This is a genomic window from Saccharopolyspora flava (assembly GCF_900116135.1).
Lineage (GTDB): Bacteria > Actinomycetota > Actinomycetes > Mycobacteriales > Pseudonocardiaceae > Saccharopolyspora > Saccharopolyspora flava.
In genome coordinates this window covers 232,061-244,740 of the sequence record NZ_FOZX01000001.1, presented here as the reverse complement: position 1 = coordinate 244,740, position 12,680 = coordinate 232,061, and the positions used below count along the sequence as shown (strand labels likewise).

The following is a 12,680-nucleotide window of genomic DNA, read 5'->3' as shown; positions in this document are numbered from 1 at the left end:
TGCGTGGCTGGTTTCGTTTTACAGATAACTACTCTGTGGTCACCCTGCTTGGCGGTGCCAGAAGCGGAACCTCAGACGCCTTCTGGCTCCGGGATCCGAGGCTTATGTATGCCAATACACGACACGTCGGCTGTCCTCCCCTGAGAACCCGCGGCGGTGCCAGTTGCTTGCTTGGGGTAGTGAGAAAGCACCTTCGGTGCTTGCCTGACGTGGGTGGGGGCTTCGCCGTTTCTCTTCTTGCTTACGGTTGGGTTCCGCACAGGTGGTATACCCAGCCGGTTTCTTCCGTGTAGTGGAGTTCGTACTGGGTTTCGATCTTGGGGCCGTCGTGCAGGTGGATGTGCTTGAGGAGGCGGCCGGCGACCGCTTCGTGGTCGCGCAGGTCCTGGACTCTGCCGTCCAGGGGCCCGCCGACGAAGCGCACGTTCTGGGTCGACATGGTGCCGCTCCTTCCTCCCGCTGGGTGGGCCTCCTCCATGGTCGCTGATCACCCGGGTCTTCCACCAGCGACGACACCGATGTGGAGGAAGCGCGCCCCACTCGCACCCCGGGTGCCCCGCGTCCGGGGTGGCCAGGGACGATGGGGGCACGATGAAGCTCACCGACCAGCTCCCCGAGCCCACCGCGGGCGACCCCGATCCCGACGCTCTGTTCGAGGCGTTCGTCGAATGGACGCTGTCGCTGGGCATCGAGCTCTACCCGGCGCAGGAAGAAGCGCTGATGGAGGTCGTGACCGGCGCCAACGTGATCCTGTCGACCCCCACCGGGTCCGGGAAGAGCATGGTCGCCACCGGCGCCCACTTCGCCGCGCTCGCCGAGGGCAAGCGCAGCTTCTACACCGCGCCGATCAAGGCGCTGGTCTCGGAGAAGTTCTTCAGCCTCGTCGACGTCTTCGGCGCCGAGAACGTCGGCATGATGACCGGCGACTCCAGCGTCAACGCCGACGCGCCCATCATCTGCTGCACCGCCGAGATCCTGGCCAACATCGCCCTGCGCGACGGCGCCGACGCCGACGTCGACCAGGTCGTGATGGACGAGTTCCACTTCTACGCCGAACCCGACCGCGGCTGGGCCTGGCAGGTGCCGCTGCTGGAGCTGCCGCGCGCCCAGTTCGTGCTCATGTCCGCCACGCTCGGCGACGTCAGCTTCTTCGAGAAGGACCTCACGCGTCGCACCGGGCGCAGCACGGCCGTGGTCACCTCCGCCGAGCGCCCGATCCCGCTGAACTTCCGCTACGCCAAGACACCGCTGCACGAGACCATCGAAGAACTCCTCTCGGGCCAGCAGGCGCCTGTCTACGTGGTGCACTTCAACCAGGCGGCCGCGCTGGAGCAGGCGCAGGCGCTGATGAGCGTCAAGGTCGCCTCCCGCGAGCAGCGCGACGCCATCGCCGAGGCGCTCGGCGACTTCCGGTTCACCGCGGGCTTCGGCAAGACCCTGTCGCGGCTGGTGCGGCACGGCATCGGCGTGCACCACGCGGGCATGCTGCCCAAGTACCGGCGGCTCGTCGAGCAGCTGGCGCAAGCCGGACTCCTCAAGATCATCTGCGGCACGGACACGCTCGGCGTCGGCATCAACGTGCCGATCCGCACCGTGCTCATCACCGGCCTCACCAAGTACGACGGCGTGCGCACCCGCCACCTCAAGGCCCGCGAGTTCCACCAGATCGCCGGCCGCGCCGGTCGCGCCGGCTACGACACCGCCGGGTTCGTGGTGGTGCAGGCGCCCGAGCACGAGATCGAGAACGAGCGGGCGCTGGCCAAGGCGGGCGACGACCCGAAGAAGAAGCGCAAGGTGGTGCGCAAGAAGGCGCCCGAGGGCTTCGTGTCCTGGAGCGAGAAGACCTTCGACAAGCTGGTGGAGGCCGAACCCGAGCCGCTGCGCTCCAGCTTCACCGTCAGCCACTCGATGCTGCTCAACGTGATCAACCGGCCCGGTGACGCCTTCGCCGCGATGCGGCACCTGCTGGAGGACAACCACGAGGACCGGGCGAGCCAGCGCAAGCACATCCTGCGCGCGATCGCGATCTACCGGGCGCTGCGGGCCGCCGACGTCGTCGAGCAGCTCGACGCCCCCGACGAGCAGGGCCGTCGCGTGCGGGTGACGGTGGACCTGCAGTTCGACTTCGCGCTCAACCAGCCGCTGTCGCCGTTCGCGCTGGCCGCGATCGAACTGCTCGACACCGAGTCGCCGAGCTACCCGCTCGACGTGCTCAGCGTCATCGAGTCCACATTGGACAACCCGAGGCAGGTGCTCTCGCAGCAGCAGTTCAAGGCCCGCGGCGAGGCCGTTGCCCAGATGAAGGCCGACGGCATCGAGTACGACGAGCGCATGGAGCTGCTGGAGGACATCACCCACCCCAAGCCGCTCGAAGAGCTCCTCGAAGCCGCCTACGAGACCTACCGCAAGGGTCACCCGTGGGTCGGCGAGCACGAGCTGTCGCCGAAGTCGGTCGCGCGCGACATGTACGAGCGGGCGATGAACTTCGTCGAGTTCGTCAACCACTACGGCCTCGCCCGCTCCGAAGGCCTCGTGCTTCGCTACCTCGCCGACGTCTACAAGGCGCTGCGGCACACCGTGCCCGACGACGCCAAGACCGAGGAGCTCACCGACATCATCGAGTGGCTGGGCGAGCTGGTCCGCCAGGTCGACTCCAGCCTCCTCGACGAGTGGGAGAAGCTGCGCCACCCCGGCGTCGACCCCGCCCAGGCCGCACCGGCCGAGCCGGAGCGGGTCACCCGCAACACCCGGGCGTTCCGGGTGCAGGTGCGCAACGCGCTGTTCCGCCGCGTCGAACTGGCCGCGCTGCGCCGCTACGAGCAGCTCGGCGAGCTCGACGGCGAGGACGGCTGGGACGCCGACGCCTGGGCCGACGCGCTCGAGGACTACTACGACGAGCACGACGAGATCGGCACCGGCCCGGACGCGCGCGGCCCGCACCTGCTGATGATCACCGAGGAGTCCGATCGCTGGCGGGTGCGGCAGATCTTCGCCGACCCGGCGGGCGATCACGACTGGGGCATCAGCGCCGAGGTCGACCTCGCCGCCTCCGACGAGGAGGGCCACGCGGTCCTGCGGGTCACCGACGTCGGCCAGCTCTGATCGGGCCGCTCCGCGAGGAGCGTTCGAGGCCCCGCCGGGCGGATGCTCCGAGTGGTCGGCAATTCACGAGGTGTGCTCACCTCGCGGGTTCCGGCCCGGTATTGTCCGAATCTCGACGGTGCCTCGAAGGCGCGGGCCGCCAAGGCGGTTGCCCGGACCGAACGGAGCGGTGGGCAATGCAGCAAGCCGACGAACTCTCGCTGTTCGCGCACAGCGGGTGGAAGTGGCTGAACGAACCGGCGAACTGGCTGACCTACGCGGGTCTCACGGTCACCAGCGACACCGGCACGGACTTCTGGCAGACCACGCACTACGGCTTCAGCCGCGACACCGGGCACGCGCTGATGCTGCCCGTCGGCGCCCAGTTCCGGATGCGCACCAGATTCTTCGGCGACTACCGCGAGCAGCACGACCAGGCCGGGCTGATGCTGCGCCTCGACGAGCGGAACTGGATCAAGACCGGCATCGAGTACGTCGACGGCGAGCAGTTCCTCTCGGCGGTGGCGACCCGCGAGTTCTCCGACTGGAGCCGGACACCGCTGTCGGCGATGGGCGGCGAGACGGAGTCGGTGACCGTCGAGATCGAGCGCTTCGAGGACGCCGTCCAGATCCGCTGGGCCCCCGACGGCGGCGAACCCGTCCACGACCTCCGCGTCGCCTACTTCCCCCCGGACGTCCCCGCTCTCGCGGGCCCGATGTGCGCCTCCCCGGACGGAGCCGGCTTCCCCGTCCGCTTCTCGGAACTGACCTACGAGGAGTGACCCGGCCGGGGCCCGGCTAGCGTCGGGGGCATGGGTGTTGTGAAGTCCGTGCTGCTGTTCGTGCTGGCCGCGCTGACCGAGATCGGCGGTGCCTGGCTGATCTGGCAGGGGTTCCGCGAGCAGCGGGGGCTGCTGTGGATCGGCGCGGGCGTGGTGTCGCTGGGGATCTACGGGTTCGTGGCGACCTTCCAGGCCGACCCGAACTTCGGGCGGGTGCTGGCGGCCTATGGCGGGGTGTTCGTGGCCGGGTCGCTGCTGTGGGGCGTGGTGCTGGACGGGTTCCGGCCGGACCGGTGGGACGTCATCGGGGCGCTGATCTGCCTGGCCGGCGTCGGGGTGATCATGTACGCCCCGCGGACCGGCTGATCAGGAGCGCGCCGCGGCGATGAGCCGCCGCGCCTCCTCCTCGTCGAGCACCGCGTGCGGCCCGAAGTCCACCTCGCCGCCGGGGGAGGGCACCGGTTTTCGCGGGGCCGCGTGGACCTCCCCGGCGCCGCACGTCTCGACGACCCGCCGGACGTTGTGGGCGCGCACCCCGCCGCAGGCGGTGACGGTGACCCCGGCGCGCGCCATCCGCCGCAGCACCTCGGCCCCGTCCTCGGCGCGCACCGCCCCGCCCGAGCTGAGAACGCGCCGAATCCCCAGCTCGGCGGCCACGTGCGCGGCCTCGACCGGGTCCCGGCAGACGTCGACGGCGCGGTGCAGCGCGACCGGGACGGCTCCGGCCTCGGCGACGAGCTCGCCGAGCGCGTCGGTGTCCAGCGCGTCGTGCTCGTCCAGCGCGCCGACGACGACCCCGGCGGCACCGGCGGCCACCGCGCGCCGGACCTCGGCGCGCAGCACCGCGACCTCGGCGGGGGAGTGGCGGAACCCGCCCTCGCGGGGCCGGATCAGCACGTGCACCTCGCTGCGGGGGCACCGCCGCAGCACCTCGTCGAGCAGGCCCGGCCCGGGCGTGAGCCCGCCCAGCGCCCCGGCCGAGCACAGCTCGATCCGGTCGGCCCCGAGGCGGTCGGCCAGCACCGCCCCGTCGAGGCCGTCGGTGGAGATCTCGACCAGCGTCACATCAGGCCGGTGATGTTGCCGTCGGCGTCGAGGTCGATCGACTCCGCCTGCGGGTGCGAGCCCAGGCCTGGCATCGTGCGCATGTCCCCGCAGATCGGGTACACGAACCCGGCGCCGACCGACGCCCGCACCTCGCGGACCGGCAGCGTCCAGCCCGTCGGCGCGCCCAGCAGCGACGGGTCCGAGCTCAGCGACAGGTGGGTCTTGGCGATGCAGACCGGCAGGTCGCCGTAGCCGTTGGCCTCGTAGCTGTCGATGGCGCGGGAGGCCGCGGGCGCGTAGCTGACGCCGTCGGCGCCGTAGACCTTCGTCGCGATCGTCTCGATCTTGGTGCGCAGGTCCGCCTCGTCCGGGTAGAGCACCTGGAACCCGGCCGGCTCCTCGCAGGCCGCCACGACGGCCTCGGCCAGCGCGGCGCCGCCCTTGCCGCCCTCGGTGAAGTGGGTGCTGACCGCCACGTGCGCGCCCTCGGCCTCGGCGACCTGGCGGATCGCCTCGTGCTCGCTGGCGAAGTCGCCCGGGAACGCGTTGATCGCCACCACCGGGGACACGCCGTGCAACCGGATGTTGTCGATCTGCTTGCGCAGGTTGTCGGCCCCGGCCAGCACGTCGTCCGGGTTCTCCTCCAGCATCTCCGGCGGCAACGGCTTGCCCGCCACCACCTTGTACCGGCCGGAGTGCGCCTTGAGCGCGCGCACCGTCGCCACCAGCACGGCGGCGTCGGGCTTGAGACCGGAGGCGCGGCACTTGATGTTGAAGAACCGCTCGGCGCCCATGTCCGCGCCGAACCCGGCCTCGGTGATCAGGTAGTCGGTGCAGCGGCTGGCGACCAGGTCGGCGACGATCGAGGAGTTGCCGTGCGCGATGTTGCCGAACGGGCCCGCGTGCACCAGCACCGGCGTGTTCTCGGTGGTCTGCATCAGGTTCGGCTTGAGCGCGTCGCGCAGGATCACCGCCATCGCACCGGCCGCTTTGAGCTGCTCGGCGGTGATCGGCTCGCCGTCGGGGGTGTAGCCCACGACGATGCGGCCGAGCCGCTGCCGCAGGTCGGCCAGCGACGTCGACAGCGCGAGCACGGCCATCACTTCGCTGGCCGCGGTGATGTCGAAACCGGTCTGGCGCGGCGAGCCGTCCTGCTTGCCGCCGAGCCCGGAGACGATGTTGCGCAGGTCGCGGTCGTTGACGTCGAGCACCCGCCGCCAGGTGATCCGCTGCGGGTCCACGCCCAGCTCGTTGCCCTTGTGCAGGTGGTTGTCGAGCATCGCGGCCAGCAGGTTGTGCGCCGCGGTGACCGCGTGCATGTCGCCGGTGAGGTGCAGGTTCAGCGCCTCCATCGGCACGACCTGGCTGTAGCCGCCGCCCGCCGCGCCGCCCTTGATGCCGAACGTCGGGCCCATCGAGGGCTGCCGGACCGCGACCGTGGAGCGCTTGCCGATGTGGTTGAGCGCCTGCCCGAGCCCGACGGTGGTGGTCGTCTTGCCCTCGCCGAGCGGGGTGGGCGTGATGGCCGAGACCACGACGTAGCGGGCGCGCGGGCGGTCGGAGAGCTCGTCGATCGCGTCGAGCGAGATCTTCGCGACGTTGCGCCCGTAGGGCTCCAGCAGGTGTTCCCCGATGCCCAGCTGAGCTGCGACGTCCTCCATGGGGCGCAGCGGGGTGGCTCGGGAGATGTCCAGATCGGACGGGAAGGTCATGCCAGGTCCTCCTGCGAGGTGTCGGTTACGCCGGTCGGTCCGCGCGGCCGGACAGCCGGGCCGCCAGATCGTCGCGCCACCGCACCGTCCTGGTGATCTCGTTGAACGTGAACAGGTGCCAGCCCGCGATCGGCGAGTCCGGGTCGGCCAGCCGCGGTTGCAACTCCTCGAACAGCTCCTCCGGCGTGTAGCGTGCCAACATCTTCGAGACCGCGCCGTACTGCTTTCGCAGGAACCGCGTCGACTCACCCAACCCGATCTTCAGCGCGATGCGCAACAGCCGATGGGCGTCCACCACACCCGGAACCCCCACCCACACGGGCAGATCGACCCCGCGAAATCGCAGGTCATCCGCCCAATCGATGATCGTTCGCGGGTCGAACGTGATTTGCGAAACCACGTAGTCGGCGTAGCGGGCCTTGGCGGTGATGGCCCGCGCGGTGGAGTCGTCCGGGATGAACGCGTGGCGTTCGGGGTAACCGGCGATGCCGATGCGCCCGGGCAGGCGTCCCAGCCGCTCCATCGCGCGCAGCAGCTCCAGCGAGTCGGCGAACTCGCCCAGCGGGCGGGAGGCGTCCCCGGCGATGACGAACACCTCGTCCACCCCGGCGGCGTCCAGCCGGTCCAGGGCGGTCGCGAGGTGGGCGTCGTCGCGGATCGAGCGCGCCGCCAGGTGCGGCACCGCGTGGAAGCCGTCGGCGGCCAGCCGCTCGGTGCGCGCCAGCGTTGGTTCGAGGCCCTTCGACGGGGAGGCCGTCACGGTGACGGTGGTGCCGGGTGCGAGCAGGTCGACGCGGGCCTCGCCCACCGGCAGCACCTCGTAGCGCATCCGGTCGAGGGAACGTCGCAGGTCGGAGGTCATCTCGCCCCCTTCACGCGCTGCGCGCCAGGCGCTTGGGGATGTCCTTGGTGGGGTCCAGGAACGGCTTGGTGGACACCACCGCCTGCTGCTGGCCGTGCTGGGTGTGCACGACGAGCTCGGTGCCGGGCTCCTGGTAGGCGATCGGCACCATCGCGTACCCGATGTTGCCGTCCAGCCGCGGCGAGTGAGCGGCGGAGGTGACCTCGCCGATCCGCAGGCCGCGCGGGTCGTGGACGTCGAAGACGTCGATCATGGCGCCGTCGTTGAACGAGCCCACGCTCGGCCCGTCGATGCGCACGCCGACGAGCTTGCGGTGCACGCCCTCGGCGGCGATGCGGCGCAGCGCGTCCTTGCCGAGGAAGTCGGCGTCCTGGTCGAGGTCGACCATCCAGGTCTTCTCGAACCCGTAGCCCACCTCGAACGGGTTGGTGTCGGCGGTGATGTCGCAGCCCCACGACAGGATCCCGGCCTCGATGCGGCGGATGTGGCAGGGGCCGATCACCCGCATCCCGTGCGGCTCACCGGCCTGCCAGATCGCGTCCCACAGCCGCTCGCCGTCGCGGGAGGCGTGGTGCAGGTAGATCTCGTAGCCCAGCTCGGCGGTGTAGCCGGTGCGCGAGACCACGACCTGCATGCCGTCGATCTCTCGTTGCACCGCGTAGTAATAGGGGATGTCCAAAATGGATTCGCCGAACAGCTCGGCCATCACCGCGCCCGACTTCGGGCCCTGCACCTGCACCGGGCCGACGTCGGGTTCGCGGATCTCGACGTCCATGCCGAGCCCGTGAGCCAGGGCCTTGGCCCACAGCAGCACGTCGCTGTCGGCCAGCGACAGCCAGAAGTGGTTCTCGCCGAGGCGCAGCAGCACCGGGTCGTTGAGGATGCCGCCGTCGGTGCCGGTGACGAAGACGTACTTGCACTGGCCGACCTTGCACTTGGTCAGGTCCCGGGGGACGAGCATGTTGGTGAACGCGAACGCGTCCGGGCCGGTGATCTCCACCTGCCGCTCGACGCCGACGTCCCACAACGTCACGCCCTCCAGCAGCGCCCAGTACTCGCCGACCGGATCCCCGTAGTGCCGCGGGTGGTAGGTGTGGTTGTACACGCTGTACATCGCCACGCCGTGCCGCCGCGAGGCGTAGAAGAACGGCGACTTCCGGATCCGCGGGTACAACAGCACCCCGGGGCTCAAGTTCACGCTCATGGTTGCGGCTCCCAACTCCCTCGTCCGAGGACGTCCCCAACAGGACCGACACCCCCGGAGGGGACGCGATTACGGCGGTATTCAGGTGACGGATTACGGCGGTATTCCGGGTTCTGCGAGCGGGGGTGGGGGTCTAGCGGCGCATTCGGGTCATGCGGGGGTCGAAGGCGGGGTCGTCGATGACGGTGGCGGGGTGGGGTTGGTCGAAGTAGCGGATCGTGAGGTTGGTGTTGGTGTGGGTGGGGAGCCAGGCGTAGGCGAGGCTCGCGTTGAGGGTGTGGCCGTAGGCGGCGCTGGTGGTGAAGCCGACCGGGACGCCGTCGGCGAGGACCGGTTCGGAGCCCAGGAGGACCGTGCCGTCGTCGACGCGCAGGCAGCGCAGGCGGCGGGCGGGTTCTCCCTGGCGCAGGAAGGCCTCTCGGCCGACGAAGGGGCCCTTGTCGGGTTTCACCGCGAAGGCCAGCCCGGCTTCGGCCGGGGTGTGCTCGGTCCACATGTCGGTGCCCCAGGCGCGGTAGCCCTTCTCGATCCGCAGGCCGTTGAACGCGCCCCGCCCGGCGGGGAACACGCCGTGCCCGGAGGCCGCGAGCAGGTCCCACAGCCGGCGGCCGAAGTCGGCGGAGGTGTAGAGCTCCCAGCCCAGCTCGCCGACGTAGGACAGCCGCAGCGCCACCACCGGCACCTCGCCGACGTGCAGCCGCCGGGCGCGGAACAGCCCGAACGCCTCGTGCGAGACGTCGACGTCGGCCAGCGGCGCCAGCACGTCGCGGGCGCGCGGCCCCCACAGCCCGATGCAGCAGGTGCCGCCGGTGATGTCGCGGACCTGCGCGTCGGCGTCGGTGTTCTCCCGCAGCCAGGCGATGTCGCGGGGGCCGTTGCAGCCGACCTGGAAGTGGTCGCGCCCCAGCCGTGCCACGGTCACGTCGGAGCGGATGCCGCCCTCGGGGGTGAGCATCAGCGCGTAGGTCACGTAGCCGGGCGGCCGGTCGATCCGGCCGGTGGTGAGCCGGTCCAGCAGCGCCTCGGCGCCGGGCCCGGCGACCTCGGCGCGGGCCAGCGGGGTCATGTCGACCATCGCCACCCGCTCCCGCAGCGCCAGGTGCTCGGCGCCGACGATCGGTGACCAGAACCGCCCCGCCCACGGCCCGGGCTCGGCGATGTCCCTGCCCTCCAGCAGGGGCTCGTTGCAGCCGTACCAGTGCGGGCGCTCCCAGCCGTTGGCCTCCAGGAACACCGCGCCGAGCTCGCGCTGCCGGTCGTGGAACGGGCTGGTGCGCAGCGGCCGGGGCCGTTCGGGCGGCTGCTGCGGGTGGATGATGTCGTAGACCTCGCGGAAGCTCTGCGCGCTGCGCTGCGCCAGGTAGGCGGGGCTGCGGGCGAAGTCGTCGAAGCGGCGCAGGTCGGCCTGCCGCAGGTCGACGTCGGGCGTGCGCCCGGCCAGCCACTGCGCCATCGCCCGGCCGACCCCGCCCGCGTGCGTGATCCACACGGCCTCGGCGATCCAGAGGTTGTCCACTTCGGACCGGCCGAGCACCGGCATCCCGTCGGCGGTGAACAGGAACAGCCCGTTCATGCCCTCGCCGATCTCGGCGTCGCGCAGCACCGGCAGCAGCCGCCGCGCCTCCCGCCACGGACCGGCGAAGTCCGCCGGGGTGAACGGGTGCACCGAGGCCATGCCCTTCCAGCCGCCGCCCTCCGGCGGGGCCTCGGTGCCGGACGCGGCGGTGGGGGAGAGCTCGTCGGTGCTGACCGGCATCACGCGGTGCCGGTAGGAGCCGATCCCGTAGCGGTCGTGGACCTGCCGGAAGTACATCGAGTGGTCCTGGTGCCGCAGGATCGGTTGCGACACCTCGGTTTCCGACGCGACGAGCACCGGTGTGGTGACCGCGTACTGGTGGGCGAGCGGCTGCACCGGGATCGTCACCCCGGCCATCCGGCCGATCTTCGGCCCCCAGATCCCCGCGCAGCACAGCACGATCTCGGCCGCCACGTCCCCGGAAGTCGTGCGCACCGCGGTGATCCGGTTGTCGCGGAGGTCGAACCCGGTGACCTCGACGCCGCCCTCGAACCGCACGCCGAGCCGGCGGGCCTCGCGCATCATCGCCTCGGCGGCCCGCACCGGCTTGGCGATGCCGTCGGAGGCGACGTGCAGCCCGCCGAGCACGCACCCGGCGTCGATCGCCGGGATGCGCTCGCGGACCTCGCCCGGGTCGAGGAGCTCGGCGTCGATGCCCCACGCGGTGGCCAGGCCGAGCTTGCGGTGCAGGTCGTCCCAGCGCTCCGGGGTGGTGGCGACCTCGATGCCGCCGACCGGGTGGAAGCAGGGCCTGCCGTCGACCTCCAGCGAGGAGTACAGCGCCACGGTGTCGGCGGCGAGCCTGCTCAGCGTCTCGGAGGCGTTGGTCTGGAAGACCAGTCCGGGCGCGTGCGAGCTCGACCCGCCGGTGGCCGGCAGCGGTCCCTGGTCGACCACGAGCACGTCGGTGATCCCCTGGCGCGCGAGGTGGAGAGCGGTGCTGCATCCGACGATGCCGGCACCGACGAGCAGGATGTGGGCGCTCGTGACCATGGCTGCCGCCTTGTTGCGTCTACGACAACTCTCTGCGCATACCGCAACCGTGCGCCCGCCGGCGGGGGTGCGTCAAGGGAAGTGGACCACGAATTTCGCGGGCGTGGATCTTGTTGCGCGGCAACGGGAAGCCGCGCGAATTGACCGGGTGCTCCGGGCGCTCCTAGCCTGGTCTCACCTTCCGCGATGGAGGGAGGCCGCCGTGGTCGCAGCACCCGTTCCGCACCAGCCCGACAGGCTCTGGCGCGCCGCCGAGCCCGCCCGCCACTACGACGTGGTGATCGTGGGTTCCGGCGGGCACGGGCTGGCCACGGCCTACTACCTCGCGCGCGAGCACGGCATCCGCGACGTCGCGGTCCTGGAGCGCGGGTGGCTGGCGGGCGGGAACATGGCCCGCAACACCACGATCATCCGCTCCAACTACCTGTGGGACGCCAGCGCCGGGATCTACGAGCACGCCCTGAAGCTGTGGGAGGCGCTGCCGGACGAGCTCGGCTGCGAGCTGCTGCTGAGCCAGCGCGGCGTGCTCAACCTCGCCCACACCGAGCAGGAGGTGCGGGACTCGCGCCGCCGGGTCTTCGCCAACCGCGCGCACGGCATCGACGCCGAGTGGGTGACCCCGCAGGAGGTCACCGAGATCTGCCCGATCGTCGACACCGGTTGCCGCTACCCGGTTCTCGGCGCCACCTGGCAGCCGCGCGGCGGCATCGCCAAGCACGACCTGGTCGCCTGGGCGTTCGCCCGCCGGGCCGACGAGCTGGGCGTGGACCTGGTTGAGGGCTGCGAGGTCACCGGGTTCCTCACCGACGGCGACCGGGTGCGCGGCGTGCGGACCACGCGCGGCGACATCGGCGCGGAGAAGGTCGCGCTGGCCGCGGCCGGGCGCACCAGCACTCTCACCGACACCCTCGGGCTGCGGCTGCCGCTGCAGAGCCACCCGCTGCAGGCACTGGTGTCGGAGCTGCTGGAACCGGTGCACCCGTGCGTGGTGATGTCCAACCAGGTGCACGTCTACTGCAGCCAGGCGCACCGCGGCGAGCTCGTCATCGGGGCGGGCATCGACTCCCGCAACGGCTACTCCCAGCGCGGGTCGGTGCACGTCATCGAGCGGCAGCTGGCCGCGGCGCTGGAGCTGTTCCCGATCTTCGCCCGCGCGCACGTGATCCGGACCTGGGCGGGCACGGTCGACATCACCCCGGACGCCTCGCCGATCATCGGGCCGACGCCGTGGGAGGGCCTGTTCCTCAACTGCGGTTGGGGCACGGGCGGTTTCAAGGCGACCCCCGGCGTCGGACAGGTCTTCGCCGACACCATCGCGCGCGGGCGACCGCACCCGCTGGCCGAGCCGTACGGGCTGGAGCGGTTCGTCAGCGGCGCCCTCATCGACGAGCACGGCGCGGCGGCCGTCGCGCACTGATCCGGG

At 71.3% G+C, this 12,680-nt stretch carries 10 protein-coding genes; 4 read left to right on the top strand and 6 right to left on the bottom strand.

Going from position 1 to position 12,680, the window contains the following annotated elements:
- Positions 1-241: 241 nt before the first annotated feature.
- Positions 242-439, bottom strand: a complete 198-nt coding sequence (locus BM424_RS01050; protein WP_093412996.1) for a hypothetical protein — start codon at positions 437-439, stop codon at positions 242-244.
- A 152-nt stretch (positions 440-591) separates the two neighbouring features.
- On the opposite strand from BM424_RS01050, the gene BM424_RS01045 reads away from it, so the two are divergent.
- From BM424_RS01045 to BM424_RS01035, 3 genes are all read left to right on the top strand, one after another.
- The gene (locus BM424_RS01045; RefSeq protein ID WP_093412994.1) at positions 592-3,102 is read left to right on the top strand and encodes a DEAD/DEAH box helicase; all 2,511 of its coding nucleotides are present in this window, start codon (positions 592-594) and stop codon (positions 3,100-3,102) included.
- Positions 3,103-3,278: 176 nt separating this feature from the next.
- Complete coding sequence (locus tag BM424_RS01040; protein ID WP_093412993.1) at positions 3,279-3,863, top strand: DUF1349 domain-containing protein; 585 nt, start codon at positions 3,279-3,281, stop codon at positions 3,861-3,863.
- A 30-nt stretch (positions 3,864-3,893) separates the two neighbouring features.
- The gene (locus tag BM424_RS01035; protein WP_093412991.1) at positions 3,894-4,229 is read left to right on the top strand and encodes a YnfA family protein; all 336 of its coding nucleotides are present in this window, start codon (positions 3,894-3,896) and stop codon (positions 4,227-4,229) included.
- Here BM424_RS01035 and BM424_RS01030 read toward each other — a convergent pair whose 3' ends face one another.
- The 5 genes from BM424_RS01030 to BM424_RS01010 all read right to left on the bottom strand — a co-directional run bounded on the left by BM424_RS01030 (position 4,230) and on the right by BM424_RS01010 (position 11,257).
- On the bottom strand, positions 4,230-4,928 hold the full coding sequence (locus BM424_RS01030) for a copper homeostasis protein CutC (RefSeq protein WP_093412990.1): 699 nt from the start codon (positions 4,926-4,928) through the stop codon (positions 4,230-4,232).
- Positions 4,925-6,622: a formate--tetrahydrofolate ligase gene (locus tag BM424_RS01025; protein ID WP_093412988.1), complete on the bottom strand. Its 1,698-nt coding sequence runs from the start codon at positions 6,620-6,622 to the stop codon at positions 4,925-4,927. The genes BM424_RS01030 and BM424_RS01025 overlap by 4 nt, the downstream gene beginning before the upstream one ends.
- A gap of 25 nt (positions 6,623-6,647) precedes the next feature.
- Complete coding sequence (locus tag BM424_RS01020; RefSeq protein ID WP_093412987.1) at positions 6,648-7,484, bottom strand: methylenetetrahydrofolate reductase; 837 nt, start codon at positions 7,482-7,484, stop codon at positions 6,648-6,650.
- A 10-nt stretch (positions 7,485-7,494) separates the two neighbouring features.
- The gene (locus BM424_RS01015; protein ID WP_093412985.1) at positions 7,495-8,688 is read right to left on the bottom strand and encodes a glycine cleavage T C-terminal barrel domain-containing protein; all 1,194 of its coding nucleotides are present in this window, start codon (positions 8,686-8,688) and stop codon (positions 7,495-7,497) included.
- Between the two features lie 133 nt (positions 8,689-8,821).
- Positions 8,822-11,257, bottom strand: coding sequence for a GcvT family protein (locus tag BM424_RS01010; RefSeq protein ID WP_093412984.1), 2,436 nt, complete (start codon positions 11,255-11,257; stop codon positions 8,822-8,824).
- A 202-nt stretch (positions 11,258-11,459) separates the two neighbouring features.
- Here BM424_RS01010 and BM424_RS01005 point away from each other — a divergent pair, with 202 nt between their 5' ends.
- Positions 11,460-12,674, top strand: coding sequence for a sarcosine oxidase subunit beta family protein (locus BM424_RS01005; RefSeq protein ID WP_093412982.1), 1,215 nt, complete (start codon positions 11,460-11,462; stop codon positions 12,672-12,674).
- Positions 12,675-12,680: the final 6 nt, after the last annotated feature.